The 463-nt window shown below is 61.1% G+C and carries 1 protein-coding gene; it reads right to left on the reverse strand.

Annotated elements, in window-relative coordinates:
- Positions 1–268: hypothetical protein (locus C5F48_RS24540; RefSeq protein WP_146170794.1), on the reverse strand; the 268-nt coding region annotated here is incomplete at its 3' end.
- Between the last annotated feature and the right edge of the window lie 195 nt (positions 269–463).

Consider the following 463-nt stretch of genomic DNA (forward strand, 5'->3'; position numbering starts at 1 on the left):
AGGACGAGCCGGGCAGGGCGGTCTGCTGGGGGGCGGGACGTGGCGCGAAGGACGAACCGCCGGACCACTGGTTGGAGGCCGTCGACCAAGCGTCGGCCGAGGCGGGCAGGGCGATCACCGCAAGGATCGAGAGGGCTGGCCGCAACCGATCCAGAGGGGCGGGGCGACCGATCCTGCCGGTCGATCCGGGGCTGTGGCGGGGGGCGAATGAGGCTTCGCCCGCGTCTGCGAGCGAGCGAAGCCGAGCCGTCTGGAGGTCGTTCGGCAAGCCTCTCTCCTGGTGGAAAGGGACACACCTAACGCAGCAAGCTGCCAAACAAGCTAAAGCTTCGATAGTTATTAATAAATAGGTGAATGTTAGGGAAAATCTGCCCCCGGTATAGAAAAACGTCTATTTTCAACATGTTAAGATCGGCGTGGCACAGAATGGCACGGTCGTGCCATAAAATGGACAGGAAGAAAG

The organism is Cereibacter changlensis JA139 (genome assembly GCF_003034985.1).
Taxonomy (GTDB): domain Bacteria; phylum Pseudomonadota; class Alphaproteobacteria; order Rhodobacterales; family Rhodobacteraceae; genus Cereibacter; species Cereibacter changlensis.